Annotated in this window: 23 protein-coding genes; 13 read left to right on the forward strand and 10 right to left on the reverse strand. The window is 71.1% G+C overall.

Going from position 1 to position 24,410, the window contains the following annotated elements:
- Nucleotides 1-15: 15 nt before the first annotated feature.
- Entirely contained in the window at nucleotides 16-801 is a 786-nt protein-coding gene (locus Msi02_RS05785) for a DeoR/GlpR family DNA-binding transcription regulator (RefSeq protein WP_204047375.1), read from the forward strand.
- 123 nt (nucleotides 802-924) lie between these two features.
- Here Msi02_RS05785 and Msi02_RS05790 read toward each other — a convergent pair whose 3' ends face one another.
- The 3 genes from Msi02_RS05790 to Msi02_RS05800 are packed head-to-tail and all read right to left on the reverse strand — an operon-like array spanning nucleotide 925 to nucleotide 3,599.
- Entirely contained in the window at nucleotides 925-1,749 is an 825-nt protein-coding gene (locus Msi02_RS05790) for a class II fructose-bisphosphate aldolase (protein WP_204047376.1), read from the reverse strand.
- Between the two features lie 21 nt (nucleotides 1,750-1,770).
- Nucleotides 1,771-2,709 carry a 1-phosphofructokinase family hexose kinase gene (locus tag Msi02_RS05795; RefSeq protein WP_239108149.1) on the reverse strand — a complete coding sequence of 313 codons (939 nt, stop codon included), beginning with the start codon at nucleotides 2,707-2,709 and terminating at the stop codon, nucleotides 1,771-1,773.
- Nucleotides 2,706-3,599 (reverse strand): SIS domain-containing protein, encoded by an 894-nt coding sequence (locus Msi02_RS05800; RefSeq protein ID WP_239108150.1) that lies wholly within the window; start codon nucleotides 3,597-3,599, stop codon nucleotides 2,706-2,708. The genes Msi02_RS05795 and Msi02_RS05800 overlap by 4 nt, the downstream gene beginning before the upstream one ends.
- A 226-nt stretch (nucleotides 3,600-3,825) precedes the next feature.
- Here Msi02_RS05800 and Msi02_RS05805 point away from each other — a divergent pair, with 226 nt between their 5' ends.
- Both Msi02_RS05805 and Msi02_RS05810 read left to right on the forward strand, forming a co-directional pair.
- The gene (locus Msi02_RS05805; protein ID WP_204047378.1) at nucleotides 3,826-5,175 is read left to right on the forward strand and encodes a family 4 glycosyl hydrolase; all 1,350 of its coding nucleotides are present in this window, start codon (nucleotides 3,826-3,828) and stop codon (nucleotides 5,173-5,175) included.
- Nucleotides 5,172-5,963 (forward strand): DeoR/GlpR family DNA-binding transcription regulator, encoded by a 792-nt coding sequence (locus tag Msi02_RS05810; protein WP_204047379.1) that lies wholly within the window; start codon nucleotides 5,172-5,174, stop codon nucleotides 5,961-5,963. The genes Msi02_RS05805 and Msi02_RS05810 overlap by 4 nt, the downstream gene beginning before the upstream one ends.
- A gap of 31 nt (nucleotides 5,964-5,994) precedes the next feature.
- Here Msi02_RS05810 and Msi02_RS05815 read toward each other — a convergent pair whose 3' ends face one another.
- On the reverse strand, nucleotides 5,995-7,299 hold the full coding sequence (locus Msi02_RS05815; RefSeq protein WP_204047380.1) for an alpha-glucosidase/alpha-galactosidase: 1,305 nt from the start codon (nucleotides 7,297-7,299) through the stop codon (nucleotides 5,995-5,997).
- Nucleotides 7,296-8,219, reverse strand: a complete 924-nt coding sequence (locus Msi02_RS05820) for a carbohydrate kinase family protein (protein ID WP_204047381.1) — start codon at nucleotides 8,217-8,219, stop codon at nucleotides 7,296-7,298. The genes Msi02_RS05815 and Msi02_RS05820 overlap by 4 nt, the downstream gene beginning before the upstream one ends.
- A 194-nt stretch (nucleotides 8,220-8,413) precedes the next feature.
- Between Msi02_RS05820 and Msi02_RS05825 the strand changes: the two genes are divergently transcribed.
- The 4 genes from Msi02_RS05825 (at nucleotide 8,414) to Msi02_RS05840 (ending at nucleotide 12,613) form a co-directional block, all read left to right on the forward strand.
- Nucleotides 8,414-9,337, forward strand: coding sequence for a carbohydrate ABC transporter permease (locus tag Msi02_RS05825; protein WP_204047382.1), 924 nt, complete (start codon nucleotides 8,414-8,416; stop codon nucleotides 9,335-9,337).
- Complete coding sequence (locus Msi02_RS05830) at nucleotides 9,334-10,233, forward strand: carbohydrate ABC transporter permease (protein WP_204047383.1); 900 nt, start codon at nucleotides 9,334-9,336, stop codon at nucleotides 10,231-10,233. Before Msi02_RS05825 ends, Msi02_RS05830 begins: the two co-directional genes overlap by 4 nt.
- A 17-nt stretch (nucleotides 10,234-10,250) precedes the next feature.
- Nucleotides 10,251-11,561: an ABC transporter substrate-binding protein gene (locus Msi02_RS05835; RefSeq protein WP_204047384.1), complete on the forward strand. Its 1,311-nt coding sequence runs from the start codon at nucleotides 10,251-10,253 to the stop codon at nucleotides 11,559-11,561.
- 191 nt (nucleotides 11,562-11,752) lie between these two features.
- A complete protein-coding gene (locus Msi02_RS05840) occupies nucleotides 11,753-12,613 on the forward strand; it encodes an endo alpha-1,4 polygalactosaminidase (protein WP_204047385.1) in 861 nt (286 codons plus the stop codon).
- Nucleotides 12,614-12,673: 60 nt separating this feature from the next.
- Here the strand turns inward: Msi02_RS05840 and Msi02_RS05845 are convergent, their stop codons facing one another.
- The 3 genes from Msi02_RS05845 to Msi02_RS05855 all read right to left on the reverse strand — a co-directional run bounded on the left by Msi02_RS05845 (nucleotide 12,674) and on the right by Msi02_RS05855 (nucleotide 15,845).
- Nucleotides 12,674-13,198 carry a DinB family protein gene (locus tag Msi02_RS05845; protein WP_204047386.1) on the reverse strand — a complete coding sequence of 175 codons (525 nt, stop codon included), beginning with the start codon at nucleotides 13,196-13,198 and terminating at the stop codon, nucleotides 12,674-12,676.
- Between the two features lie 80 nt (nucleotides 13,199-13,278).
- Complete coding sequence (locus Msi02_RS05850; RefSeq protein WP_204047387.1) at nucleotides 13,279-14,895, reverse strand: hypothetical protein; 1,617 nt, start codon at nucleotides 14,893-14,895, stop codon at nucleotides 13,279-13,281.
- A gap of 221 nt (nucleotides 14,896-15,116) precedes the next feature.
- Nucleotides 15,117-15,845 (reverse strand): GntR family transcriptional regulator, encoded by a 729-nt coding sequence (locus tag Msi02_RS05855; protein WP_204047388.1) that lies wholly within the window; start codon nucleotides 15,843-15,845, stop codon nucleotides 15,117-15,119.
- Nucleotides 15,846-15,985: 140 nt separating this feature from the next.
- On the opposite strand from Msi02_RS05855, the gene Msi02_RS05860 reads away from it, so the two are divergent.
- Genes Msi02_RS05860 through Msi02_RS05880 form a run of 5 tightly spaced genes read left to right on the forward strand, consistent with a single transcriptional unit; the run spans nucleotide 15,986 to nucleotide 21,742 of the window.
- Nucleotides 15,986-17,245 carry a sugar ABC transporter substrate-binding protein gene (locus tag Msi02_RS05860; RefSeq protein ID WP_204047389.1) on the forward strand — a complete coding sequence of 420 codons (1,260 nt, stop codon included), beginning with the start codon at nucleotides 15,986-15,988 and terminating at the stop codon, nucleotides 17,243-17,245.
- A 1-nt stretch (nucleotide 17,246) separates the two neighbouring features.
- Nucleotides 17,247-18,191: a carbohydrate ABC transporter permease gene (locus Msi02_RS05865; RefSeq protein ID WP_079312525.1), complete on the forward strand. Its 945-nt coding sequence runs from the start codon at nucleotides 17,247-17,249 to the stop codon at nucleotides 18,189-18,191.
- A complete protein-coding gene (locus Msi02_RS05870; protein ID WP_204047390.1) occupies nucleotides 18,188-19,006 on the forward strand; it encodes a carbohydrate ABC transporter permease in 819 nt (272 codons plus the stop codon). The genes Msi02_RS05865 and Msi02_RS05870 overlap by 4 nt, the downstream gene beginning before the upstream one ends.
- 5 nt (nucleotides 19,007-19,011) lie before the next feature.
- Nucleotides 19,012-20,283: a beta-N-acetylhexosaminidase gene (locus tag Msi02_RS05875; RefSeq protein ID WP_204047391.1), complete on the forward strand. Its 1,272-nt coding sequence runs from the start codon at nucleotides 19,012-19,014 to the stop codon at nucleotides 20,281-20,283.
- Between the two features lie 49 nt (nucleotides 20,284-20,332).
- The gene (locus Msi02_RS05880; RefSeq protein ID WP_204047392.1) at nucleotides 20,333-21,742 is read left to right on the forward strand and encodes a cellulose binding domain-containing protein; all 1,410 of its coding nucleotides are present in this window, start codon (nucleotides 20,333-20,335) and stop codon (nucleotides 21,740-21,742) included.
- Between the two features lie 85 nt (nucleotides 21,743-21,827).
- Here the strand turns inward: Msi02_RS05880 and Msi02_RS05885 are convergent, their stop codons facing one another.
- Nucleotides 21,828-22,619, reverse strand: a complete 792-nt coding sequence (locus tag Msi02_RS05885) for a class II aldolase/adducin family protein (RefSeq protein ID WP_079312519.1) — start codon at nucleotides 22,617-22,619, stop codon at nucleotides 21,828-21,830.
- Nucleotides 22,620-22,800: 181 nt separating this feature from the next.
- Between Msi02_RS05885 and Msi02_RS05890 the strand changes: the two genes are divergently transcribed.
- The gene (locus Msi02_RS05890) at nucleotides 22,801-23,454 is read left to right on the forward strand and encodes an HAD family hydrolase (protein ID WP_079312517.1); all 654 of its coding nucleotides are present in this window, start codon (nucleotides 22,801-22,803) and stop codon (nucleotides 23,452-23,454) included.
- A gap of 4 nt (nucleotides 23,455-23,458) precedes the next feature.
- Here Msi02_RS05890 and Msi02_RS05895 read toward each other — a convergent pair whose 3' ends face one another.
- Entirely contained in the window at nucleotides 23,459-24,361 is a 903-nt protein-coding gene (locus Msi02_RS05895) for a LysR family transcriptional regulator (protein WP_204047394.1), read from the reverse strand.
- Nucleotides 24,362-24,410: the final 49 nt, after the last annotated feature.

Raw genomic sequence — 24,410 nt, forward strand, 5'->3', positions numbered from 1 at the left:
GAGCAAGGAGTGGCCGTGAGCAGATACGAGCGGTGGAACACCTTGCTGGAGCTGCTCGCCGAGCGCGGGCACCTCGACGTGGAGGAGACCGCCGAGCACCTCGGCGTGTCGCCCGCCACGGTGCGGCGGGACTTCGACGAGCTGGCCTCCCAGCAGCTCCTCACCCGCACGCGTGGCGGGGCGTCGGCGCACAGCGTCACCTATGACCTGCCCCTGCGCTACAAGGTCGCCAGGCACGCCCCCGAGAAGCAGCGCATCGGAGCCGCGGCGGCCGCCATGGTCCCCGCCGGCGCCACCGTCGGCCTGAACGGCGGTACGACGTTGACCGAGGTGGGACGGGCGCTGGCCACGCGCCCCGACCTGAACACCGACCAGCGGGGCCCGGTGGTCACCGTGGTGACCAACGCCCTGAACATCGCCAACGAGCTGGTGCTCCGCCCGCAGATCCACGTCGTCACCACGGGCGGCTCCGCCCGGCCCCAGTCGTACGAGCTGATCGGGCCGATCGCCGCAGGCATGCTGGAGCGCGTCGCCCTGGACCTGGCGATCCTGGGGGTCGACGCCCTGCACCTGGAGCACGGCGCGAGCGCCCACAACGAGGGCGAGGCGGCGGTCAACCAGATCATGGCCTCCCGTGCGCAGCAGGTCGTCATCGTGGCGGACAGCTCGAAGCTCGGCAGGCGGGCGTTCGCCCGGATCTGCCCGGTGAACCAGATCGACATCCTCGTCACCGACAGCGCGGCGACCGAGGAGCAGACTGCACCCTTCGCCGACGTGGGTGTCAAGGTCGTGCGAGCCTGAGCGACCACCCGGGCCCGCGCACCGGGTCACCGTGCGCGGACATCTCCTCATGCGGCCGCGCCCGCGACGGGCGGCGGCTCGCGAGGCCGCCCTGTCATGGGGGCGGCGTGCCGGGAGGTTGTGTCACGAGGCCAGCACGCCGAGGAGGTGGGCGACCTCCCGGGTGACCGCGTCGCGGCCCGCTTTGAGGTATTTGCGCGAGTCGACCACGGACGTGTCGGCGGTCAGGCGGTCGCGGACCGCCGCCGTGAACGCCTTGTTGAGATGGGTCGCGATGTTGATCTTCTTCATGCCGTGCCGTACGGCCGCCCGGATGGTCTCGTCCGGAACCCCGGAGGAGCCGTGCAGCACCAGCGGGACCGGGACGGCGGCGTGGAGCTCGGCGATCAGGCCGAGATCGAGGACCGCGTCCTTCGTCGTCATGGCGTGCGAGCTGCCGACCGCGACGGCCAGGGCGTCCACCCCGGTCCTCTCGACGTAGCGGGCCGCCTCATCCGGCCTGGTCCTGGCGCCCGGGGCGTGCACGCCGTCCTTGCCGCCGATCTCGCCGAGCTCCGCCTCCACCCACACGCCGCGCTCGTGGCACCAGCGCGCCACCTCGGCCGTGGCCGTCGCGTTGGCCTCGTGGTCCAGGGCGGACGCGTCGTACATCACCGAGCCGAGGCCGAGGCCGACGGCCTCCTCGATCAGGGATCTGTCGGTGGCGTGGTCGAGGTGCACGGCCACGGGAACGGCGGCGGCCCGGGCCAGGGCGAGCGACGCCAGCGCGACCGGGGCCAGCGCGCCGTGGTAGCGCACGCAGTTCTCGCTGATCTGCAGCACCACAGGGACGCCGGCGGTCTCGGCGCCCGCGACGATGGCCTCCGCGTGTTCGAGCTGGATCATGTTGAATGCGCCCACGCCCAGGGGCGCGTCGCGGATGATGTCGCCGATGCCGGCGAGGGGCATGGTGGGCCTCCGAAGGTCCGGTCAGGGGTGGTGGGGTTCGACGGTGATGCCGGGGTGGACGCGCCGGTAGACGCCGGGATCGAAGTCGCCCGCGACGGGGGCGGCGACGGCGGCGGCGCCGAGGGCGGCCGCCCGGCGGAGCCGTTCGGGCCACGGCGTGCCCTCCACCAGGCCGAGCGCGAGTCCGGCCACCAGCGCGTCTCCGGCGCCGGTCGGATTGCCCTCCACCCGGTAGGGCATGCGGGCCCGCCAGGTCCCCTCCGGGGTCGCGGCGAGCACACCGTCCGCCCCCAGTGAGACCACGACCGACCCGGCGCCCTCGTCCCTCAGGAACCGGGCCCCGGTGGCGACGTCCACCGTTTCCCCGCCGTCCGGGTCCAGGGCGCGGGCGAGCTCCTCGGCGTTGGGCTTGAGCACGGCGGGCCGCCCGGCGGGGGCGTGGCGCAGGGGAGCGCCGTCGGCGTCCACGACGGCGGGGACGTCGTGCCGGGCGGCGACGGCGGCCAGCGTGGCGTAGAGGTCGGCGGGGACTCCGCGCGGGAGGCTCCCGGAGATCACCACGGCGGACGCCCGGCCGAGGACCCGCTCGTACGCGTCGAGGAACCGGGCCAGCTCCTCCGGGGCGACCAGCGGTCCTGGCTCGTTGAACAGCGTGGTCCGCCGGGCCGCGCGGACGGCGAGGGTGGTGCGGGTTTCCCCCGCGATGGGGGTGAAGGCGGCGGGGACGCCGGCCGCGGCCAGGTCGGCGAGCACGGCGTCGCCGGTCGGGCCGCCGGCCAGGCCGGTGGCGAGGACCTCGTGGCCGAGGGCGGTGAGGACGCGGGCCACGTTGACGCCCTTGCCGCCCGCCCTGCGGTGCACGGCGCGCACGCGGTTGACGCCGTCCCAGTCGAGGTCGCCGACGCCGTAGGTGACGTCGAGCGCCGCGTTCAGCGTGACGGTGAGGATCACGCGGGTCATGGCGATTCGGGGAGGATGACCGATCGGGTGAGGTGCGCCGGCGTGTCGGGGTCGAGACCGCGGGCGTGCGCCCTGGCGACCGCGAGCCGTTGCACCCGGACCAGCTCGGCCATGGGGTCGAGGCCGCCCTCCACGAACGTGGCTCCGGTGGCCTCCACCTCGCTCCGCAGGCCGCGCGGGACCGGGCCGAACGCCCACGTGACGCGTCCGGGCGCGGCGATGCTGATCGGGCCGTGGCGATACTCCATGGCGAGGTAGGCCTCCGTCCACGACTGCGAGGCCTCCCGCATCTTCAGCGCCGCCTCCCGCGCCAGGCCGTACGTCCAGCCGGTGCCGAGGAAGGAGAACTGCTCGGCGGCGACGAGGCCGGGGGGCAGCGGTTCGGCGAGCGCGCGCTCCGCGTCGGCGATCGCCCCGGTGAGGTCCTCGCCGAGGTGCGCCCGCAGCATGGCGAGCTGCGCGGTGGCGAACCGCGTCTGCACGACCGACCGCTCGTCGGCGAAGTCGAGGACGACGACCTCGTCGGCGAGGGACATGACCGGCGTGTGCGGATCGGCGGTGACCGCGGCCGTCCGGGCCCGTTCCCCGCCCTGCTCACGGACGCGGCGGAGCAGGTCGAGCACCTCGGTCGTGGTGCCCGACCTGGTGAGCGCCAGCACCCGGTCGTACCGGCGGCCGATCGGGGCCTCGGAGGCGGGGAAGGCGTCGGTCTCGCCGTGCCCCGCGCCCTCGCGGAGCGCGGCGTACGCCTGGGCGATGAACCACGAGGTGCCGCAGCCGACGACCGCCACCCGCTCGCCTCTCGTCGGCAGGGCGCTGGAGGAGGACAGTCCGGCGGCTCGGCTCCAGCAGGCGGGCTGGGACGCGATCTCGGTCTCGGTGTGACTCACGGGCCCTCCAGTGCTCATTGATGCAAGATTTGTAGCACTATCGAGCAGATTCGAGCAATGGAGGACGGCGTATGGTCGTCGTGAACGCCGACCGACAAGGACGGGCGGCGACATGACATGCGCGGAATCAGCGGATATCGCGCGAAATCGAGCATCGCCCGCTCATGGGATGCATGGGAGCATCGGGTGAAGTAGTCTTCGCGCACGTACCGGGCGGGAGGTGGGGATGGCGCGCATCGTCTTCGTCGGCGTCGGGGACGTGGAGCTGACGCGCAGGGTGGTCTCCGATCTTCTCCTCGCCCCCTCGCTGCGGGGCGAACTGGAGATCGTGCTGCACGACGAGAACCCCGGTCAGCTCGCGACGGCCGAGGCCCTGGTCCACGCGCTCGACGCCGAAGCCGGGTCGGTGGCGACGATCGTCACCTGCCCGAGCAGGCGCAGGGCGCTGGACGGCGCCGACTTCGTCGTCGGCCACATCGACGTGGGCGGGTTCGAGGCGACCCTGCGCGACTTCGAGATCCCGCACAGGTACGGCCTGCGCCAGACGATCGGCGACACCATCGGCATCGGCGGCATCTTCCGCGGGCTGCGGACGATTCCGGTCTTCGTCGAGCTGGGCCGCGAGATGGCCGAGCTGTGCCCGGACGCCTGGCTGCTGAGCTGCAGCGACCCGATGGCGATGACGGGCTGGGCGGTGCAGGAGGCGACCGGTTTCACGCGGTTCGCCGGGGTGTGCCACGCCGTCTGCGACACCCACGCGTACCTGGCCGATCTGGTCGGCCGGGGGCTGGACGAGGTCACGTTCCTCAGCGCCGGCCTCAATCACCAGTCGTTCGTGCTGCGGTTCGAGGCCGAGGGCCGCTCGCTGTATCCCGACCTCGACGAGGTGCTCGATGCCGATCCCGAGCTGCGGCGGCACGTGCGGGTGGAGCTCTACCGCCGGTTCGGTTACTTCCCGACGCAGTCGAGCGAGCACGCCGCCGAGTACGTCCCGTGGTTCATGCGGCACAGCGAGGAGACCGCGCGCCTCGGGGTGCGGCCCGAGGAGTACCTGCGGCGGGTGGGCCACAGCCTGCACCTGTACGAGGAGACGCGGCGGGCGCTGTCGGCCGGCCGGTCGCTCCTGGTGCGCTGGCAGCACCAGGAGCCCGCGGCCGCCGCGCTCCTGGCCATGCTGACCGGCCAGGAGAAGGAGGTCTACGTCAACGTCCCCAACCACGGGCTGATCGGCAACCTGCCCGAGGGCTGCTGCGTGGAGGTGCCCGCCCTGGTCGACGCCGACGGCGTCCACCCCCGGCCGGTGGGAGAGCTGCCCATCCAGCTCGTGGCGCTCAACCGCACGTTCCTCAACGTCGTCGAGCTGACCGTGCGCGCGGTGCTCGACGGCGACCGCAGGCACGTCCACCACGCCGCGATGCTCGACCCCAACACCGCCGCGACGTTGCCGCTGCCCGCGATCGAGGCGCTCTGCGACGAGCTGATCGAGGCGCACCGCGACCTGCTGCCGGAGGGCGTCCGCCCCGCTGAGAGCAGGGCCAGGAGCAGGGCCGGGAGCAGGGCCGGGAGCAGGCCATGACCGACTCCATGCCCACGGAGGTGCGGCGGGAGCGCATGCTCGGCATGCTCATGGAGCAGGAGTTCGCCCGGGTCGCCGAGCTCGCCGAGGCGTTCGGCGTCTCCAGCGTCACCGTACGCGCCGACCTGGACGCGCTGGAGGAGCAGGGCCGCATCCGCCGGGTCCGCGGCGGGGCCGTCGCGGCCGGGCCGCCGCGGCGCACCGAGCCGTCGTTCGAGCTGTCGCTCGGCACGGCGGCCGTGGAGAAGGCGCTGATCGCCAAGGCGGCGGCCCGGCTGGTCGGCTCGGGGGAGAGCGTGATGATGGGCGCGGGGACCACCACCGCCTACGTGGCCAGGGAGCTCGTCGCCAGGGCCGACCTCACCGAGGTCACCGTCTTCACCAACGGCCTGCGTACGGCGCTGGAACTGGAGCCCGCGCTGCCCCGCTTCGCCGTCGTCGTGACCGGGGGGAGCCTGCGCCGTCAGCAGCACTCCCTGGTCGATCCGCTCGGCGGCAAGGCCATCGAGGGCATCCGGGTGGACACGGTCTTCATCGGCTGCGGCGGCGTTCACCCCGACGTCGGGATCACCAACGTGAACCTGCCCGACGCGGAGATGAAGCAGCGCATGCTGCGGGCGGCCGGCCGCCGCATCGTGGTCGCCGACTCCTCCAAGCTCGGGGCGATCGGGATGGCGCCGATCTGCCCGCTGTCGGAGATCGACCTGCTCATCACGGGGGAGCCGGCCGACCCGGCCACGGTGGCCGTGCTCCGCGATCGCGGCCTCAAGGTGGAGATCGCGGCCTGAAGGTGGAGTTCGCAGCTTGGAGGAACGGCCGTCAGCCGGCGAGCGTCGCGCGCAGCGCCTCGGGAAGCAGGTCGCCGTGCGCCCGGGTCAGGTCGTCGCACAGCCGCCAGATGTCCTCGAGCGACAGCGTCGCCGACGTGTTCGGGTCCACCATCATGGCGTGCCGCACGTGTTCCGGCCGTCCCTCCAGCGCGGCCCGCACGGTCAGCTCGTTGACGTTGACGTACGCCCGGTTGAGCGCGGCGCACTGCGGCGGGAGTGCGCCGATCCGGGTGGGCAGCACTCCGGTGGCGTCCACCGCGCACGGCACCTCGACCACGCACCCGGGCGGCAGGTTGGCGATCAGCCCGTCGTTGACGACGTTGCCGTAGACCACGCGCGGGGTGCCGGTCACGACGCTGTGGATGATCTGCGGGGCGTACTCGCCGGTGCCCTCCACGGGCAGCCCCCCGCCGTGCCGTACGGCGTCGCGGGTGCGCTTGTACTCGCGCACGTTCTCCTCGCTGATCCGCACGTACTCGCCCACCGGGATGCGCAGCCGGTCGATCTCGTCGTCGTGCCGCAGCAGCCAGGGCAGATACTCGGCCGAGTGCTCGCTGGTCTCGGTCGGATAGTGGCCCAGGCGCCGGTACATCTCCACCCGCACCCGGCGGCGCAGCTCCGGGTCGCGCGCGATGGCGTCGTCCAGCCGCTCGTACAGGTTCTCGCCGTCTCGCTCGAACCGCAGCACCCACGCCTGGTGGTTCACCCCCGCCGCCAGGTACGCGACCTCCTCGTACGGCACGGCCACCAGGTCGGCCAGCCCCCGCATGGTCCAGTACACGGAATGGCACAGGCCGACGACGTTGCGCACCTTGCCGCTGAGATACCAGACGTTCATGGCCATCGGGTTGGTGTAGTTGAGCAGCAGGGCGTCGGGGCAGACGGCGGCCATGTCGGCCGCGAGGGCGTCCAGGACCGGGAAGGTGCGCAGCGCCCGGAAGATCCCGCCCACGCCGATCGTGTCGGCGATCGTCTGGCGCAGGCCATAGCGGGCGGGAATCTCGAAGTCGGCGACGGTCGCGTCGTGCCCGCCCACCTGGATGATGTTGATCACGAAGTCGGCGCCGTCGAGCGCGGCCCGGCGGTCGAGGTCGGCGGTGACCGCCGGCCGGGCGCCGCGGGCCGCCGCGATCCGGTGCGCGACGGTCTCGGCGACCCGCAGCCGCTCGGCGTCGATGTCGTGCAGCGCGATCCGGGCCTCCCGCAGCTCGGGGTAGGCCAGCAGGTCCGCGAGCAGGCCCTGGGTGAAGACGACGCTTCCCGCGCCGATCAAGACGATCTTTGGGTTCCTCATCGGGTGACTTCCTCCCAGGTCGGCTGTGCCGCTGTGCCTCCCGCGGCTCGGGTGGAGAGGGTGCCGCAGGCCACCGCGACCTCCAGGGCGCGGCGGAGCGGGAGCCCGCGCAGGCGGGCCGCGAGGAGGCCGGCGTTGAAGCTGTCGCCGGCCCCGACCGTGTCGACCACGGTGGCCGGGGCGGCCGGCACGCGGAGCGGCTCGCCCTCGTGGATGGTCAGCGCGCCGTCGCCGCCGCACTTGACCACGGGCGTGGTGCCCCGGGCGGCGAGGTCGCGTACGGCGCCTTCGAGGTCGCCGTCGGCGCGTCCGGCGATGGCGAGGGCCTCACGCTCGTTCGGCAGCAGGACGCCGGTCAGCGGCAGCACCTCGTCGAGCCCCTGCCAGCGGCCCGACGGGTCGTCGTTGGTGTCCAGGGACGTGGTGGCCCCCGCGGCCCGTGCCGTACGGAACAGGGCGGGCAGGCCGGCGGCCAGCCGGGGCTGCAGGAAGTAGGACGAGACGTGGATGTGAGCGGCGCGTTCCAGCAGCGCCGCCGGCACGTCGCCCGGTTCGAGCCGGTCCAGGCAGCCGGACGCGGTCAGGATGGCCCGGTCGCCGCCGTCGGCCAGCACCACGGTGAGGGCCGTCGGCGCGCCGGGGTCCACCACGCAGGCGGAGACGTCCACCCCGCCGCGCGTGAGCACGTCGAGTACGAACGCGCCCGCGGCGTCGTCGCCCACCCGGCCGGCGAAGGCCGTGCGCAGGCCCAGCCGGGCCGCGCCACAGGCCGTGATCGCCCCCGATCCGCCGAGCACCAGCGCACCGGCCTCGACGAGCCGCTCGCGCTGGCCGAACTCCGGCACGCGCGGCGCTCCCGTGACGACCACGTCGGGGTTCGCGTCACCGACGACGAGCAGGTCGAAATCTGGTCTCCCCATGGACCGGAACGGTCCCAGCACCTTCGATAACTTGTCAAGTCTTGCGAAACTGCCGGGAGAACACCCTGGAAAGCGGTGAATGCGGCGTCTTCGAAGGTATTGACAAGGTTTCGAAAGAGACCATTATGGTCTCCAACATCCCGCCCGCACCGGCTCGTCCCGGTGGTCTCAGGAGGTCTGGAGATGCCGCGACGATGACGACCGCGACCCTCACGAAAACGGAGACCGCCGGCGCCGCCCTGCCCCGCCGCAGACGCGGGGACGGCAGGGTGGCGCTGGCCTTCCTGGCGCCCGTGCTCATCGGGTTCGCCGCGTTCTACGTCTATCCGGCCGTACGCGGAGCCTGGTACTCCCTGACGGACTGGAACCTGCTGTCGGAGCCCGGGTTCGTCGGCCTGGACAACTACGCCGAGCTCGTGCGGGACCCGCTGTTCTGGAACTCGCTGAAGGTCACCGCCTACTACGTGGTGCTCACCGTCGGGATGCAGATCGTCCTGGGCCTGGGCCTGGCCGCCCTGATGCACCGCCTCACCCGGTCGCTCGTGCTCCGCTCGCTGCTGGTCGTGCCCTGGCTGGTGCCCAGCGTGACCTCGGCCCTGCTGTGGATGTGGCTGCTGGACGCCAACCTCGGCTTCCTCAACCACCTGCTGGTCAGCCTCGGCCTGGACAACCAGGGCTTCCTGACCTCGCCCGAGCTGGCGATGCCGAGCGTGGCCGCGATCAACGCCTGGGGCGCCACGGGATACACCACGCTGCTGCTGTACGCCGGGATGCTGCTGGTGCCGCAGCAGATCTACGAGGCGGCGGCGCTCGACGGCACCGGCGAGGTGCGCCAGTTCTTCCGCATCACCCTGCCGCTGCTCCGCCCGATCCTGGCGTTCGTCCTGGTGGTCTCGCTGATCGACTCGTTCCAGCTGTTCGACGCCGTCGCGGTGACCACGAAGGGAGGGCCGGTGGACGCCACCCGCGTCGTCTACTACTACATCTACGAGGAGGCGTTCACCCATTTCAAGATGGGATACGCCTCGGCGCTGGCGCTGAGCCTGGTGCTCATCCTCGGCCTGCTGACCTTCGTCCAGATGCGCCTCCTGCGCGCCTCCCGGTCGGACCTCGCATGAGCGCGCCGGTGACCGTGGGCCGCCGGAGGCTGCGCCGTCTGCCGGCCTGGATCTGCCTGATCCTCGCCCTCGGGATCTCGCTCTTCCCGCTCTACTGGATGCTGCGGACCGCGATCACCCCCGGCCCGGAACTGCCGTCGGACAACGCCGGGCTGCTGCCCCGGCACCCCACGCTGATCAACTTCGAGCGCGTGCTCGGCCTGGTGAGCCGGGACGAGGCCCGCGCGGCCGGCGGGTCGGGGGCCAACCTCAGCTTCTTCCTCTACCTGCGCAACTCCGTCGTCTACACCGGCCTGATCACCTGCGCCCAGACGCTCTTCTGCGCGATGGCCGGATACGCCTTCGCGCGGCTGCGCTTCCGCGGCAGGGACGCCCTTTTCAACGTGTTCGTCGCCGCGCTGATGGTGCCCCCGATCTTCACGCTGCTGCCCAACTTCGCCCTGGTGAAGCAGCTCGGCTGGCTCAACACGTACCAGGGCCTGGTCGCCCCGAGCCTGCTCATGACGCCGTTCGCGGTGTTCTTCCTGCGCCAGTTCTTCCTCGGCATCCCGCGTGACGTCGAGCAGGCAGCGTTCATCGATGGAGCGGGGCCGTGGACGATCTTCTGGCGGGTGGTGCTGCCCATGACCAAGGGGCCGCTGTTCACCCTTGCGCTGACGACCGCGGTGTGGACCTGGAACGACTACCTGTGGCCGCTGCTCGTGGCGCCCGGCGAGGACACCCGCGTGCTCACCGCCGCGCTCGGCATCTTCCTCAAGCAGTCGCCCAACACCTCGCCCGACTGGACCGGCCTGATGGCGGGCTCCGCCCTGTCGGTCGTCCCCGTCCTGCTGCTGGTGGTCTTCTTCGGCCGCCGTCTCGTGGACTCCATCCAGTTCTCCGGCATGAAGGGTTGACGTTGAAGAAGGCATTCATGGCGGTGACCGCCCTGCTCCTGACGGCGGCCTGCGGCGGGGGCGGCGGCTCGGCGGACGCCGGCGGCGTCACGCTGACGTACGCGCTGTGGGACGACGTCCAGCAGGGCGCCTATCAGCAGTGCGCCGACGCGTTCCACAAGGCCAACCCGGACATCACCATCAAGATCTCGCAGAGCGCCTGGGACCAGTACTGGCAGAACCTCACCACCCAGATGGTCTCCGGCGGCGCCCCCGACGTGATCACGATGCAGGCGTCGTACTATCCCCAGTTCGTCGCGAACAACCAGCTCCTGGACATCCAGCCGATGGTGTCGGCCGACAGGATCGACCTGAGTCAGTACTGGCCCGGCCTGGCCGACCTCTGGGTGAAGGACGGCAAGCGGTACGGCCTGCCCAAGGACTGGGACACGATCGCGATCGTCTACAACGTGGACATGGCGAAGAAGGCGGGGGTCGACATGTCCGGCCTCACGTGGAACCCCACCGACGGCGGCACCTTCGAGAAGGCCATCGCCCGCCTGACCGTGGACGCGAACGGCAAGCGCGGCGACGAGCCCGGCTTCGACAAGACCAGGGTCGCCGTGCACGGCATCGTGCCCGAGCTGAACGACGGCTCGCAGGGCCAGAACGGCTGGGGCGACCTGGCGGTCTCCAACGGCTTCACGTTCATCGACAAGAACCCCTTCGGCACCCGCTACTACTACGACAGCCCTAAGCTCGCCGAGACCGCCGACTGGTTCAGGCGCCTGGCCGACAAGGGGTACGCCACGCCGTACGACAAGACGAGCTCGCTCGGCCCGGACACGATGCTGAACGCGGGCAAGGGCGCGCTCGGCATCACCGGCTCCTGGATGATCAGGACCTATCTCGACTCGAAGTCGCAGAAGTTCGCCTTCGCGCCGCTGCCGACCGGACCGCAGGGCCGCAAGTCCGCCTTCAACGGCCTCGCCGACGTCATCTACGCGGGCACCGAGCACAAGGACGCCGCCTGGAAGTGGGTGAAGTTCCTCGGCTCCACGGCCTGCCAGGACATCGTCGCCGACGACGCGGTGGTCTTCCCGGCCATCACCTCCTCGGTCGAGCGGGCGCTCAAGGCCCACAAGGCGGCGGGCCGCGACGTGCAGATGTTCGTCGACGAGGCCAAGGCGCCCGGCGGCACGTTCCTGCTGCCGGTGAGCGACCACGGCGACGAGATCAACCAGATCGTCTCCACCGCGATGGAGGAGGTCTGGCTCGGCCAGAAGGACGCGCGCACCGCGCTGACCGCGGCCAACCAGAAGGTCAACGCCCTGTTCTCGGGTGGCTGAGTCGTCCGGCGGCCGATCGCGCCGCCGGAGTCCCGGAGAGGGAGAGGAGGTTCCCTTCCCGTGCTGGCGTGCGCCCTGCCGACCTCCCTGGGCCACGCCACTCCACACCGCCGCATCCCCCGGGGGCGAGGCGATGTGGAGAGTGCGGAACAGCACGCATGCGCCCCGCCGATCTCACTGCGAGGAAGAACATGCGCATTCTCCGATACCTGGTGGCGATGCTCGCCGCCTCCACGGCGTTCCTCGGCGCGCTCGTCGGCGCCCAGGCAGCCGCGAACGCGGCGACGGCACTGCCCGCTCCCGTCTCGTGCGCCGGCTGCTGGCACCCCGCGCTGAACACGAGCTGGCAGTGGCAGCTCAGCTCGGTGCCGGCGGAGCCGTTCCTGGACGTCGCGATGTACGACATCGACGGCTTCAACGCCACGGCGGCGACCGTCCAGCGGCTGCACACCACCAAGACCGGCCGCACGGTCGTCTGCTACATCAGCGCCGGGTCCTACGAGGACTGGCGGCCCGACGCCGGCTCCTTCCCCGCCTCCGTGCTCGGCAAGGCCCTCGACGGCTGGGCGGGCGAGCGCTGGCTCGACATCCGGCAGTACGGCGGCACGCTCGGCCAGATCATGCGGGCGCGACTCGACATGTGCAAGGCCAAGGGCTTCGACGCCGTGGAGTTCGACAACGTCGACGGCTACACCAACAAGACCGGGTTCCCGCTCACCGCGGACGACCAGCTCCGCTACAACGCCTGGCTCGCGAACGAGGCCCACGCCCGCGGGCTGTCGGCCGGCCTGAAGAACGACAACGAGCAGATCCCGCAGCTCCTGCCGTACTTCGACTGGGCGCTGAACGAGCAGTGCTGGGAGTTCGCCGAGTGCACCACCGCGCAGAACGGCGACTACGGCCTCGACCAGTTCGTGAAGGCGGGCAAGGCCGTCTTCAACGTGGAGTACAACCTCGCCACCTCGAAGTTCTGTAGCAAGGCCAACGCGCAGAACTTCAACTCACTGAAGAAACGCCTCGAACTCGACGCCTACCGCGTCGCCTGCCGCTGATCGGCCACCGGCGGTGAGGACGCCGGGCCCCCGTGAGGGGTCCGGCGTCGTCGCGTCCGCTCAGACCACGGATCCGGTGGCGCCGTCGGTGAGCTCCCTGAGGATGTCCGCGTGCCCGGCGTGCCGCGCGGTCTCCTCGATCATGTGAACGTAGATCCAGCGCAACGAGATCGGGCCGACCTGCTCGTGCGGCACCTCGTGGTCGAGCGGGAACCGTGCGGCGATGCGCCGCGATTCGGCGCAGGCCTCCTCGTACGCGGCGATCAGGGCCTCGATGGTGTCGTCGTCGCCGACAGCGAAGCTCCTGTCGGCGTCCTCCTCCGAAGGAGGCGCCATGGCCGGGTCCTGCGCAAGCACCCGCCCGAACCAGTTCCGTTCCACCACGGTCAGATGCCTGACCAGCCCGGCCAGCGTCGTCGCCGACGGCACGTGACGCCGGCGTACGTCCTGCTCGGACAGCCCCTGAGCCTTGCGTACGACCATCGCGCGGAGGAAGTCGAGGAACGCCTCCAGCACCTGCCGTTCGTCGCCCGTGGCGGCCCGCACCACCGCCAGTGCCGGCTCGGTCGAGGGAAGAGTGGCCATGCCCGGACCGTACGGAGCGCGCCCAGCCCCCGGCAAGAGCCCCTGCCCACGCTGTCAGCGAACCCGCACTCCCGGCGGGACTAGACGTCGAGCAACTCGTGCGGCCCCCAGCCGTCGACGTCGTCAACCACTCGCAGGGCCAACTCCGCGCGGCCGGCCAAGTCGAGCGGTGCGATGCCCGAGACCGCGTGGCCGTGCGCGAGCCGGTCCAGTGCGGCGCCGACGAGCGGCCCGGCCGTCCGTACGGTGGACGGCAGCGCGACCGAACGCGTCGAACCGCCGTGCAGCACGATGTTGCGCTGGCGGTAGAGGCGCCGGAAGCAGCCGCGCAGATAGCGCTCCACGCGGCCGAGGGTCACGGACGGCGCGGCGACCAGTTCGCGCATTCGTCCGATGGCGGCCGTGGTCACGGGGTCGTCCACGTGCACGACCGGCTGCGCGGCCAGCCACCGGACCATCCGCCGTGCCCGTTCGCGGTTGTTCCCGCCGACCGCGTCGAGGTCGCGGCGCAGGCGCGGATCTTCCTCACGGATTCGGGCGTCGTAGCTCAGCGCGGTCAACTCGGCGCGCGGCCAGCCCGCGGTCACCAGAGCGGCGGCCCGATCGGCGGCCACCGCCCGCCCCTCCTCGCGGTCCGCGTCGTCGGTGTCGCAGAAGAGCAGCGATTCGACGGCGGCCCAGGCTCCTGCCACGGCGGTGCTCGGGGAACTCTCGGTGAGCGGTGCAGCGAGTTCGAGCGCGTCATCGATACGCAGCCCATGGGCACCGGTGTCGGGCAGGTCGTAGAGCACGCCGACCCGTTCCAGCGACAGCACGGTGACCGCCGGATCGCCCCGGCGGAAGTCCTGCGGTTCGGCCAGCCCAGAGATGAACACCTTAGGGTAGACGTCCAGCGCCGTCTGCCCGCGCCGGTAGCGCACCCTGTTCCTGACACGGTCGAACGACTCGGTCACCTGCTGCACGGCGGAGACATGATCGCGAGCCCGTACGCGGAACAGCAATCCTCCGCTCGCCCTCACGTGATCGATATGGGGGAAGGCCGTCCCAAGCAGGCGACTGACATCCTCCCTGGACACCCAGTGGGGTGACTTGCTCGCCACCTGCGGCGCGGGCACCTTGTCCTGAATGATGATCAGCCCTTCGTACTCGCGATCGCCACGCGACTCCAGTTCGATGAGTAGATCGATCAGGTCGACCGAATCGGTCGAACCGTCGAGCCGTGACTTGACCTCGCGTCGGAGGAAATCCTGGTGGAAACCCTCGTCCAGCAGGTGAGCGGCGATACAACGGGCGGAACGCTCCAGATGCATGGAACCGCCGGCGAGGATAGCTCGCCAACGCCTGAGATAGCCGTCGGCGACAAGGTCGGACAGGAGTGCCAGCGTGCGCTGGCTGCGGGCACCCGGCTTGATCGGTCTGGCGCATACCTGGTGAAGATGCCGGCGGATCTGCCCGTCGCCCAACGCGCTGTCGGTCCTGAGCCTCGGTAGCAGTGATTCCCGCGCGTACCACGCGAGCGAGGCGTGCGAGAGGACATGGCGCCCGACCCAGTCGGCCGCCTCCACCGCCTCGCGCAGGGCGAGAACGGTCCCCACGTCCCATAGGCGGCGATGCCAGGGACGCCAGGATTCCAGCAGTTCCAGCACTCGTGCGGTGACCAGGGTGCCCGTGTCGGACCTGCTGGTGACGGCTCCCATCGGTGAGATATCCCTTCGGCTGCGTGATCGAGGCGTTACTGCTTGCACACAACCCGCCGGGGGAAGTACTCTCAAGAGGACTTAGGCAGGGGAGTCGCCCGGAAGGGCCTCTCCCCATCGCCTTTTCTGGGGGTTGTACGGCGTACAGTCTGGCCGATCAGAAGCTCGCCGATCACTGTTTTCGACTATCTCGCATACTCTCCGTGACGACCCGTGCCGCGTCAGCCGGAGGTGTCGTCGAAGTGCAGTTCTGAGGTGATGCGGTAGCGGTCGCCGCGGTAGATGGAGCGGGTGAACTCCACGACCCGGCCGCCGGCCTCGCGGGCCGTGCGTTCGATGAGCAGGGCGGGGGCGTGCTGGGGGACGCCGAGCAGTTCGGCCTCGGTCTCGTCGGTGACGGTCGGCTCGATGCTCTGGGTGGCGCGGCGGACGTCGATGCCGAACCTCGTGCGCAGGAACCGGTAGAACGAGCCCGAGACCATGTCGTCGGGCCGCAGGGACTCGACCAGGCGATGCGGCAGGTGGATGCGCTCGATCGCCATCGGCTCGTCGTCCACCAGGCGGAGCCGTACGACGCGCAGGACCGGGTCGGCGGGGGAGACCTGCAGGCGGTGGGCCAGCCGGGCGGTGGCCGGGGCCGAGTCGAACTCCAGGATGCGGCTGAGCCAGTTTCCCTCGGCGGCGGGGGCGTGGAAGGAGTCGTGGCCGGCCGCGAGGGGCTGGGTGACCTTCCGGCGGCCGGTGAACGTCCCCCGCCCGTGCTCCCGCACGAGCATGCCCTGCCGTACGAGCCCGTCGATCGCCGCGCGAAGGGTCGGGCGCGAGACGCCGAGCTCCCGGGACAGGTCGCGTTCCGAGGGGATGGCGGTGCCGGGCTCCTTGTCGGCGATCAGGTCGAGCAGGACGTCTCTGACTCGGTCGCGCTTGAGGCCCGCTGGAAGTCTCTGCACGTCCTCGACCTTACCAGTAGTTGACCACTCCTCCCATCATCGTGCCTGGGAATATCCGAAATTTCGACTCTTGACAGCCCGACTGGTTAAGACCACTCTCCTCTCAACGGTTTACCAATAACTGACCAGTGGGAGGACCGATGAGGTTACGCCTCCTCGCCGCGGCGGCCGTGTTCAGCCTCGCGCTCGCCGGATGCGGCTCGGCGTCCGAGCCCGGGACATCCGAGAAGACCGGCGCGACCACGCTGACCGTGTGGTTCATGCGCGACAGCCTGTCGGACGCGATCGTGAAGCGGTTCACGGACGACTTCCAGCGGTCGCATCCCGGGATCACCCTGAACGTCCAGATCCAGGAGTGGGACGGCATCGGGCAGAAGGTCACCAGCGCGCTGGCCAGCAAGGACGCCCCCGACGTCATCGAGGTCGGCAACACCCAGGTCGCCGAGTACGCCGCGAGCGGCGGGGTCAGGGACCTCACCGGAAAGGCCGCCGACCTGGGCGGCTCCGACTGGCTGCCCGGCCTGGCCGAGCCGGGAAAGATCGACGGCAGGCAGTACGGCATCCCCTGGTACGCCGCCAACCGGGTGGTCATCTACAACAAGGACCTGTTCGCCAAGGCCGGCGTCACCACGCCGCCGAAGACCCGCGACGAGTGGATCGACGTCACCACGAAGCTGAACAAGGGCGGCGTGCAGGGCATCTACCTGCCCGGCCAGAACTGGTACACGTTCGCCGGGTTCGTCTGGGACGAGGGCGGCGACCTTGCGGTCAAGGACGGTGACCGCTGGAAGGGCGTGCTCGACACGCCGCAGGCGCTCGCCGGCATGGCGTTCTACCAGCGTCTCCAGGCGCTCGGCAAGGGACCCAAAGACTCCGACGAGGCCAGGCCGCCGCAGGCCGACGTCTTCGGCAAGGGCGACGTCGCGCAGATCATCTCCGCTCCCGGCGGTGCGGTCGCGATCGAGAAGGCCAACCCGGACCTCAAGGGCAAGCTGGGCTTCTTCCCGATCCCCGGCAAGACGGCCGACAAGCCGGGCGCCGTCTTCACCGGAGGATCGGACCTGATCATCCCCGAGGCGTCCGCCCACCCCGACGAGGCGTACGAGGTGGTCAAGGCCCTGGCCGGGGAGAAGTTCCAGCTCGACATGGCCAAGGAGATGAGCTACGTGCCCAACCGGACCTCGTACGCCGGGGTCCTGAGCGGCGACGAGGCCACCGCGGCGATGGCGGCGGGGGCCGCGGTCGGGCACGCCACGCCCAACTCGCCCAACTGGGCGGCCGTGGAGGCCAGGAACGTCATCAAGGAGTACATGACCAAGGTGCTCACCGGCGGCGACGCGGCCACCGAGGCGAAGGCGGCCTCCGAGGTGATCACCACGATCCTCAACACCAAGTCCTGACATGGCGCGCACCCTCGCCCGTACGGTGCGTCCCGCCCTCGTGATCGAGGCGAGAAGCCGCAGAAAAGGCGCGCTCTGGCCCTACCTGCTGGTGGCCCCGGCCCTGGCCGGCTTCGCGTGCCTGCTCGTCTACCCGCTGGCGCGCAGCGTCGTGATCTCCTTCCAGCACTTCCGGCTGGGCGAGCTGATCAGGGGCGGTGCGGACTTCGCCGGGCTCGCCAACTACGCCGAGGCCCTCGGCGGGCCGGAGTTCTGGGCGGTCGTGCGGCGGACCTTCCTGTGGACCGCCGCCAACGTCGTGCTGATCATGGTGATCTCCACGGCCGTCGCGCTGATGCTGCCGCACCTCGGACGGCGGATGCGGCTGGCGGTCATGAGCGGGATGGTGCTCACCTGGGCCACACCGGTGCTCGCCGCGACCACGATCTTCCAGTGGCTCTTCCAGTCGCGCCTGGGAGTGGTCAACTGGCTGCTGGTCCGCCTCGGCTTCGACTCCTTCCGCGACTACACGTGGTTCGCCGACGGCGGGGCGACGTTCGCGATCCTGGTCGCGCTGGTCGTCTGGCAGTCGGTGCCGTTCGCGGCGCTCACCCTCTACGCCGGGCTCACGACCATCCCCGGCGAGCTGTACGAGGCGGCCAGGATCGACGGAGCCGGGCCGTGGCAGGTCTTCGGCCGGGTCACGTTCCCCATCCTGCGCCCGCTGTTCGGCCTGATCACGTCGCTGGAGGTGATCTGGGTCTTCACCTGCTTCGCGCAGATCTGGGCGATCAGCAAGGGCGGCCCCGGAGGCGCCACCGCCACGCTGCCGGTCTACGCGTTCCAGATCGCGCAGTCGCTGCACCGGTACGACCTGGGGTCGGCCGTCTCGACGCTCACCGTGCTGATGCTGCTCGCCGTGCTGGTCGTCCACCTGCGCCGCATGTTCCGTGAGGAGGCAGCGTGAAGAGGGCCGCGCTCAATCTGGCCGCCCTGGGTGTGCTGGCGGTGTCGGTGTTCCCCGTCTACTGGATGGTGATCACCGCGTTCAAGCCGACGGTGGACATCCTCACCGAGACCCCGGCGTTCTGGCCCGCCCGGCCGACCCTCGACCACTTCGCCACTGCCGTACGGGCCGCCGGGTTCTGGACGTTCTGGCGCAACAGCCTGGCCGTCACCGCCGGCGCGGTCCTGCTCGCGCTGGTCGTGGCGCTGCCGTCCGCCTTCGCCGTGGCCCGGCTGCGCTGGGCGGGACGGCGCGGGTTCATCCTGATGGTCTTCGTCGCCCAGACCGCCCCCTGGTCGGCGCTGCTCGTGCCCGTCTACATCATCGCCCGCGACGCGGACATGCTCGACCGGCTGCCGACGCTGACGCTCGTGTACTTCGTCACGACGCTGCCGTTCACGATCGTGACGTTGCGCGGCTTCATCGCGGCGGTCCCGCCGGAGCTGGAGGAGGCCGCGCTGATGGACGGGTGCGGCCGGGCCGAGGCGTTCCGCCGGGTGGTGCTGCCGCTGCTCGCGCCCGGCCTGATGTCCACGTCGCTGTTCGGCTTCATCACGGCGTGGAACGAGTTCGCCTTCGCCAACGCCCTCATGATCAAGGACCAGGGCGACCGTACGCTGCCGATCTGGCTGTCCGGGTTCAGCAACGTCTTCGGCACCGACTGGGGCGCCACCATGGCCGCCGCCACGCTGTTCATGCTTCCCGTCCTGCTCGTCTTCCTCGTGCTCCAGCGCCGCGTGTCCTCCGGGATGATCGCGGGCGCGGTGAAGGGATGACCCAGATGATGATTCCGCGGCCCCGCGAGGCGGCCGTGCTCGGGGGAACCGTCACGCTCCACGACGGCCTCGTACGGCACGCGCCCGACGATCCCCGGCTGGGGGAGGAGGGGTATCGCATCGACGTCACCCCCGACGGCGCCGAGCTCGCCGCCGGGGGACCCGCCGGGCGCTTCTACGGCCTGCGCACCCTCGCGGCGCTCGGCCCCGAGGCGCCGCTGTGCCGGATCACCGACCGGCCCGCGCACTCCTGGCGCGGGGTGATGCTCGACGTCGCCCGGCACTTCATGCCGAAGGAGTTCGTGCTGCGGCTGATCGACCTGCTCGCGGTGCACCGGCTCAACCGGCTGCACCTGCACCTGACCGACGACCAGGGCTGGCGGCTGCAGATCAAGCGCTATCCCCGGCTGACCGAGGTCAGCGGGGAGCACTACACCCAGGAGGACATCCGGGAGATCGTGTCCTACGCCGCCGACCGGTTCGTCACGATCGTGCCCGAGATCGAGATGCCGGGGCACGCCCAGGCGGCCATCGCCGCCTATCCCTGGCTCGGCAACCAGCCGTCGCGCCACCTGCCGGTCTGGGACTCGTGGGGGATCAGCCCACACGTGTTCAACCTGGAGGAGGTGACGATCGGCTTCTGCCGCGACGTGCTCGACGAGGTCATGGACCTGTTCCCCGGAGAGTACGTCCACCTCGGCGGCGACGAGTGCCCGGCCGACGAGTGGGAGCGCGGCGAGGCGGCGCTGCGGCGGATCGCCGAGCTCGGGCTGCCGGGCCCGGACGCGGCACGGGCGTGGTTCATCGCCACCGCCGGCGCGTACGTGGCCTCCCGCGGCCGGCGCCCGATCCACTGGTACGACGGGCCAGGAGGCGCTCCCGGCGTGACGGCGATGACCTGGCTCGACCACGAGAGCGGCCCGCGGGCGGCGCTCGAAGGGTTCGACGTCGTGCTGGCCCCGCACACCAGCACCTACTTCGACTATCCGGCCGACACCCCCGGGCCGCACGGCCGGGTGCTCTCCCTCGCCGACGTCTACGGGTTCACGCCGCCCCCTGCCCCGGAGGGCGCCACCGGCCGGATCCTCGGCGTGCAGTGCCAGCTGTGGACCGAGTACATGCCCACGCCCGAGCACGTTGAGGCGATGGCCTTCCCCCGGCTGTGCGCCTTCGCCGAGGTGGCCTGGGGCACGGCGGGGGACTACCGCGATTTCCTGCACAGGCTCTCCCCCCACCTGGAGTCCCTGGGGGTCCGGCCGGGGCCGGTCATCCCCTGACTCCGCAACCCACCCGAAAGGGTCCACCCCCCACGAAAGGAAGACTGCGGTGTCACGAAAGCTCTTATGGGGCGGTCTCGCGGCCGTCCTGCTGGCCGCGCTGGTCGTGGCTCTGCCCGCGCAGGCGGCCCAGTCGCTGCGCCTGCGCTACAAGACCAGCGCCATCGGCGCCACCGCCGACCAGGTGGAGCCGTGGTTCGACCTGGTCAACAGCGGGACCACGGCGGTGCCGCTGAACACGGTGAAGATCCGCTACTACTTCAAGGCCGACTCGCCCACGCAGCAGTACCGTTTCGCCTGCTCGTGGGCGGTCGTCTCCTGCTCGGCCATCACCGGGACCTTCCAGACGATCTCGCCCGGCACCGCCACGGCCGACCGCTACCTGGAGGTCGGCTTCACCTCCGGCAGCCTGGCGGCCGGCGCCTCGACCGGCGACATGCAGCTGCGCTTCTACCGGTCCGACTGGCAGACGATCCGGCAGAGCGACGACTACTCCTTCGGCCCGGCCAGGACGACGTACGGCGACTGGGACAAGGTCACGGTCCACCAGGGCGGCACGCTGGTCTGGGGCGTCCCGCCCGCGGGTGTGACCGACCCCTCGCCGTCCCCGTCGCCCTCCACCTCGCCTTCGCCGGGCGGGCCGGGCGGCGGCAGCGGGGTCGTCTTCGACGACTTCGCCTACGCCTCCTCGTCCGACCCGCAGATCACCGCGCACAACTGGACCGTGCGGACCAACAGCGGCGGTCCCGGCGTCCCCGGCGCGAGCTGGCCGGCGTCCAACGTCAGCTTCCCCGTCGTCAGCGGGAGCAACAAGGCCCTGCAACTGCGGGCGGCCACCGACGGCACCGCGGGGGGCACCTCGCAGGCCGAGTTCCTGCACCAGCGCAAGTTCTTCGAGGGCACGTACGCCGCGCGGGTGAAGTTCGCCGACGCCCCGGACAGCGGCCCGGACGGCGACAACATCGTGGAGACGTTCTTCACCATCACGCCTCTGGCGTACGACCTCGACCCGGACTACAGCGAGCAGGACTTCGAATACCTGCCGAACGGCGGCTGGGGCGCGCAGGGCCCGATCATGTACACGACCACCTGGGAGACCTACCGCAACGAGCCCTGGCTCGCGGTCAACACGCACACCGAGCGGACGGCGAGCTACGCCGGCTGGCACGACCTCGTGCTGCAGGTCTCCGGTGGCACGGTCCGCTACTACATCGACGGCACGCTGTTCGCCGAGCACGGCGGCGACTACTACCCGGAGACGCCGCAGTCGGTGAACTTCAACCTCTGGTTCATCAGCGGCGGGCTGCTGGGCAGCGCCACCCCGCGTGCCTACACCCAGCAGGTGGACTGGTTCTACTTCAGCAAGAACGAGGTCGTGGCTCCGGCCGAGATCACCTCCAGGGTGAACGCCTTCCGGAGCGCCGGCACCACGTGGAAGGACACCGTGCCGATGCCGTAACGCTCAGCCGATCCGGCCCGGGTCCCGGCAACGGGGCCCGGGTCCGTGCTTGGTCCAGAAGGGCCCCGTGCTTGGTTCAGAAGGCTCAGTCCAGCAACTCGGGGTCGGAGGCGAGGATCTGGTCCAGCAGGGGCTGGAAGTTGACCCACCCGACGAAGTCGTTGCCGATCTGGCCGTGGGTGAGCTTGGCGTTCTCGTGCGAGATGGGCACCGTCGGCCCGGCGGCCTTCGCCACGAGCTGCGCCTGGCAGCTGCGTTCCATGGTGATGAACCACCAGGCAGCCGCCTCGACGCTGTCGCCCACGGTCAGCAGGCCGTGGTTGCGTAGGATCACCGCCTTGTGCGACCCCAGCGCCTGCGCGATGCGGCGGCCCTCCTCGGTCTCCACGACCACCCCGGTGTAGTCGTCGAACAGGGCGTGGTCCTCGTAGAACGCGCACGCGTCCTGCGTCAGCGGTTCGAGCAACGTGCCGAGCGCCGACAGGGCCTTGCCGTACACGGAGTGGGAGTGGGCGGCGGCGACCACGTCGGGCCTGGCCTGGTGGACCATCGAGTGGATGGCGAACGCCGCCTGGTTGACGTGGTAGCGGCCCTCCACCACCTGGCCCTCGTGGTTGACCAGGATCAGGTCGCTGACCTTGATCCGCTTGAACGACATGCCGAACGGGTTCACCCAGAAGTGGTCGGTGTGCTCGGGATCCCGGGCCGTGATGTGGCCCGCCACCCCCTCCTCGAAGCCGAACCTCCCGAACAGGCGCAGCGCCGCCGCGAGCCGCTCCTTGCGGTGGCGCCGCTCCTCCTCCACGGTGTCGAATCTCTTCGGCATCCGGAAGGCGAGCTGGTCGGCGGGCACGGGCTGCAGGTCGGACAGGCTCATCGCGGCTCCCAAGGCTCGTGAGTCGTACCCGTCCAGCCTGTCCTCCGCCGCCGTCCCCTGTCCATGCCGGAACCGAATCTTCTTCGGTGCCTCCGGCGGCTTCGGTCCTGTCCGATGGGGCAGTGGAGGGCGACCGAATCCGCGTAAGGTCTGGATGCAATGTGAGAGACGGGAGGTACCGATGCGGCTGGAGGCGGTCTTCTTCGACGTCGGAGAGACCCTGGTGGACGAGACCCGCGAGTACGGCACCTGGGCCGACTGGCTGGGCGTCCCGCGGCACACCTTCTCCGCCGTGTTCGGCGCCGTGATCGCGCGCGGCGGCGACTACCGGGACACCTTCCAGCACTTCCGGCCCGGTTTCGACCTCAAGACCGAGCGGGAGCGCCGGGCCGGGGAAGGCCAGGCCGAGACGTTCGGCGAGGAGAACCTCTACCCCGACGCCCGCCCCTGCCTGGCCGAGCTGCGGGAGATGGGGCTGCGCGTCGGCCTCGCCGGCAACCAGACCGCCCGCGCCGAGGGGATCCTGCGCGCCCTCGACCTGCCGGTGGACGTGATCGGCACCTCCGACGGCTGGGGCGTGGAGAAGCCGGACGCGTCCTTCTTCGACCGCGTGGTGGCGGAGGCCGGCTGCCCGGCGGAGTCCGTCCTCTACGTGGGCGACCGCCTCGACAACGACATCCGGCCCGCCCAGAAGGCCGGCCTGCGCACCGCCCTCGTACGGCGGGGTCCGTGGGGCCACATCCTCCGCGACGAGCGGGCCGCCCGGGCGTGCCTGTTCCACGTCGACTCGCTGGCCGAGCTGCCCGCCCTGATCCGCAAGCACAACGGCGACTGATCGCTCAACCCGCCTCGGTGAGGTCGATCGAGGCGGCCAGTTCCGCCGCCACGTCGAGCAGGTTCCGTACGGCCTGCCGGTCGCGCGCGGGATGCCAGGCCATGACGGTCTCGGCCTGCTCGTCGGCGAGCGGCACGAACACGACCCCGGTGCGCCGCAGGCTGTGTGCCGACCGGGCGAGCCGGGTCACGCCGACGCCGGCGGCGACCAGGCCGAGCAGGCTCGGCACGCCGTCGGCCCGCTGCACCACCCGCGGCTCGAAGCCCGCCGCGCGGAAGTCCGTGTCGTACTTCCGATGCCACGGCTCCCACGAGCCGCGCGGGGTGAGCACCCACGGCTCGCCGGCCAGATCGGCGAGCCGCAGCCCGGCCCGCCCGGCGAGCGGGTGGCCCGCCGGTAGGACCGCGCAGACCGGCTCGGCGACCAGCGTCGCGGTCACCAGGTCGTCGACCAGCGGCGGCCGGGTGAACGCCGCGTCGTACCGGTCCTCGCGCAGGCCCGCCACCAGGTCGGCGATGCCGACGGCCTCGGCGAGCAGTTCGACGTCCGGATACCGCTTCCGGAACGCGCGGACGACCGGCGGCATCATGTAGTTCGCGGTGGAGACGAGGAAGGCCACCCGAAGCCGGCCGATCTCACCGCGCACCGCCTTACGGGCGGTCTCCAGGGCCGCGTCCGCGCGAGTCAGGACGGCCCGCGCCTCGGGCAGGAACACGCGGCCCACCTCGCTCAGGCGCGTGCCCCGGGTGTCGCGGTCGAACAGCCGTGCGCCGAGGGCGTGTTCGAGCGCCGCGATCTGCTGCGACAGCGACTGCTGGGCGATGTGCAGCTCCCGCGCGGCGACGGTGAAGCTCAGATGCTCGGCCACGGCGACGAAATACCGCAGATGACGCAGCTCGGGGGTCACAGGCTCTGACTGTAACCGCTGCAGGGAACGTGTGTTGGCCGCGGGGGAC

Origin of the sequence: Microbispora siamensis (genome assembly GCF_016863095.1) — a bacterium.
Taxonomy (GTDB): domain Bacteria; phylum Actinomycetota; class Actinomycetes; order Streptosporangiales; family Streptosporangiaceae; genus Microbispora; species Microbispora siamensis.

What these genes read in the sequence shown, in the direction of transcription:
- Msi02_RS05790 (WP_204047376.1), bottom strand. Translation starts at nt 1,749, where the DNA reads ATGCCCCTCGCCGGCATCGGCGACATCATCCGCGACGCGCCCCTGGGC.
- Msi02_RS05795 (WP_239108149.1), bottom strand. Translation starts at nt 2,709, where the DNA reads ATGACCCGCGTGATCCTCACCGTCACGCTGAACGCGGCGCTCGACGTC.
- Msi02_RS05805 (WP_204047378.1), top strand. Translation starts at nt 3,826, where the DNA reads ATGGCGCGCATCGTCTTCGTCGGCGTCGGGGACGTGGAGCTGACGCGC.
- Msi02_RS05810 (WP_204047379.1), top strand. Translation starts at nt 5,172, where the DNA reads ATGACCGACTCCATGCCCACGGAGGTGCGGCGGGAGCGCATGCTCGGC.
- Msi02_RS05815 (WP_204047380.1), bottom strand. Translation starts at nt 7,299, where the DNA reads ATGAGGAACCCAAAGATCGTCTTGATCGGCGCGGGAAGCGTCGTCTTC.
- Msi02_RS05820 (WP_204047381.1), bottom strand. Translation starts at nt 8,219, where the DNA reads ATGGGGAGACCAGATTTCGACCTGCTCGTCGTCGGTGACGCGAACCCC.
- Msi02_RS05825 (WP_204047382.1), top strand. Translation starts at nt 8,414, where the DNA reads ATGACGACCGCGACCCTCACGAAAACGGAGACCGCCGGCGCCGCCCTG.
- Msi02_RS05830 (WP_204047383.1), top strand. Translation starts at nt 9,334, where the DNA reads ATGAGCGCGCCGGTGACCGTGGGCCGCCGGAGGCTGCGCCGTCTGCCG.
- Msi02_RS05835 (WP_204047384.1), top strand. Translation starts at nt 10,251, where the DNA reads ATGGCGGTGACCGCCCTGCTCCTGACGGCGGCCTGCGGCGGGGGCGGC.
- Msi02_RS05840 (WP_204047385.1), top strand. Translation starts at nt 11,753, where the DNA reads ATGCGCATTCTCCGATACCTGGTGGCGATGCTCGCCGCCTCCACGGCG.
- Msi02_RS05845 (WP_204047386.1), bottom strand. Translation starts at nt 13,198, where the DNA reads ATGGCCACTCTTCCCTCGACCGAGCCGGCACTGGCGGTGGTGCGGGCC.
- Msi02_RS05850 (WP_204047387.1), bottom strand. Translation starts at nt 14,895, where the DNA reads ATGGGAGCCGTCACCAGCAGGTCCGACACGGGCACCCTGGTCACCGCA.
- Msi02_RS05860 (WP_204047389.1), top strand. Translation starts at nt 15,986, where the DNA reads ATGAGGTTACGCCTCCTCGCCGCGGCGGCCGTGTTCAGCCTCGCGCTC.
- Msi02_RS05865 (WP_079312525.1), top strand. Translation starts at nt 17,247, where the DNA reads ATGGCGCGCACCCTCGCCCGTACGGTGCGTCCCGCCCTCGTGATCGAG.
- Msi02_RS05875 (WP_204047391.1), top strand. Translation starts at nt 19,012, where the DNA reads ATGATGATTCCGCGGCCCCGCGAGGCGGCCGTGCTCGGGGGAACCGTC.
- Msi02_RS05885 (WP_079312519.1), bottom strand. Translation starts at nt 22,619, where the DNA reads ATGAGCCTGTCCGACCTGCAGCCCGTGCCCGCCGACCAGCTCGCCTTC.
- Msi02_RS05890 (WP_079312517.1), top strand. Translation starts at nt 22,801, where the DNA reads ATGCGGCTGGAGGCGGTCTTCTTCGACGTCGGAGAGACCCTGGTGGAC.